The sequence below is a fragment of the Gottfriedia acidiceleris genome, assembly GCF_004138285.1.
In the GTDB taxonomy this organism is placed as follows: Bacteria; Bacillota; Bacilli; order Bacillales; family Bacillaceae_G; genus Gottfriedia; species Gottfriedia acidiceleris_A.
In genome coordinates, this window is sequence record NZ_SCFN01000054.1 from 1 (window position 1) to 1,555 (window position 1,555).

At 26.2% G+C, this 1,555-nt stretch carries 2 protein-coding genes; one reads left to right on the forward strand and one right to left on the reverse strand.

What is annotated here, in order from left to right; translation table 11 throughout:
• The first annotated feature begins 326 nt into the window (after positions 1-326).
• Positions 327-794 carry a CarD family transcriptional regulator gene (locus EP747_RS23910; RefSeq protein WP_129692483.1) on the forward strand — a complete coding sequence of 156 codons (468 nt, stop codon included), beginning with the start codon at positions 327-329 and terminating at the stop codon, positions 792-794.
• A 210-nt stretch (positions 795-1,004) separates the two neighbouring features.
• Here the strand turns inward: EP747_RS23910 and EP747_RS23915 are convergent, their stop codons facing one another.
• Positions 1,005-1,217 (reverse strand): hypothetical protein, encoded by a 213-nt coding sequence (locus EP747_RS23915; protein ID WP_129692484.1) that lies wholly within the window; start codon positions 1,215-1,217, stop codon positions 1,005-1,007.
• Between the last annotated feature and the right edge of the window lie 338 nt (positions 1,218-1,555).

Genomic DNA, 1,555 nt, shown 5'->3' on the forward strand with positions numbered 1-1,555 from the left:
CAAATCCTTTTTCTGCATTAAACCATTTTACTTTACCATTTTCCATATTTGTTTCCTCCTAGTGCGTTTTACACACGTTGTAATAATTCAATAGTAACATTAAAAGTAAAGATAATCAAATTAACTTAAATATTAATGACATTACATAATTTTATGATCAATTTTTACTTAATACTTAGTCATTAATTTTAAAAATAAAAACACTAACTAAAAATTTCATTTACTTATTGACATAACTTATTTATTACTGATAAAATATTTATTTTGACAAAAAAATAATAAATGTTATGCTTATATACGTTAGTAATTAAATGGGGGTGTAGAATATGTTTGAAGTTGGTGATAACATTTTTTATCCAATGCAAGGAGCAGGTGTAATCGAATCTATTCAAGAAAAAGAAGTACAAGGTGAAATACAACAGTATTTTATTATAAGATTACTAATTAAAAAGATGGAAGTAATGATTCCAATTTCAAAAATGAGTAATTCAAGAATTCGAATGGTCGTTGATTCTAATACACTCGACAATATAATAATAAATTTCCATAATGGAGAATCCGATCGTTCTCTTTCATACAAACAAAGATTTAAGTTAAATTCTGAGAAAATGAAAACAGGTAATATTGAGGAAGGCGCAGAAGTAGTACGTGATTTAATGCGTATAGATAAAGAAAAATCTCTTAATTCAAGCGAAAAACAAATGTTAGGTAACGCAAGTAAAATTCTTTTTAGCGAACTTGGATTAGTTAAAGGGATATCAGAAATTCAAGCCAAAGAACTATTATTTGGGTAAAAATCTTCATTTCAACTTACATTAATGAAGATTACAGAATTTCAATTTTTCAAATCATGTACAAAACGCCTTATATAAGACATTAACCCCGTTCATTCTATGCTATTGTTCCTCTTTTAAATTCTATTTATGACCATTATATTTATTTAATAACTGAAATCGATTATCTATTCCATATTCAATTTGTTCAACGACAAAAAAGCATCCAATTTATTTGGATGCATATTTAAGTATTCCGCTTAAAAAGAGTGAATCTTCTAACTGTGTGCACTCTTTTAGTTTGATTAATCCATCTAGTTCTAGTTCCTTAGCCAGTTTTTCAATCATATTTGTATCATTTTCCAAGGAATTTTTAATGTCGATTATAAAGAAATTTCCTCTTGTTGCAAGTCGAAGGTTCTTTAATAGATTTTCCTTACTCATTTTCCCATCTCCCTTCTAGTATAAACTAATTCGACATAAAAGAGGTTTTATCCTGTATATTCAATTAAATTACAAATTATTTGTAGGATTATTAATTTAGCTTAAGAGTATAACTGCAAAAATATTCATACATTGCCAATAAATGATTACAAATAGTAGGCTAAATAAATTAATCATTCTTTTGAATTTGAGTATAACAATAAACGAAATTACGTAAAATGCCAAAGTATTTTGAGATACAATTGTAGTCAACAAAAATGGAGCAGTAATACTCCATTTTTAATGAATGTTGTGTATTTATTTTTTATAGGCTATAATACTTTAAACCATTTCTTTAC

Coding starts and splice junctions, on each gene's coding strand:
- EP747_RS23910 (WP_129692483.1), top strand. CDS start 327: ATGTTTGAAGTTGGTGATAACATTTTTTATCCAATGCAAGGAGCAGGT.
- EP747_RS23915 (WP_129692484.1), bottom strand. CDS start 1,217: ATGAGTAAGGAAAATCTATTAAAGAACCTTCGACTTGCAACAAGAGGA.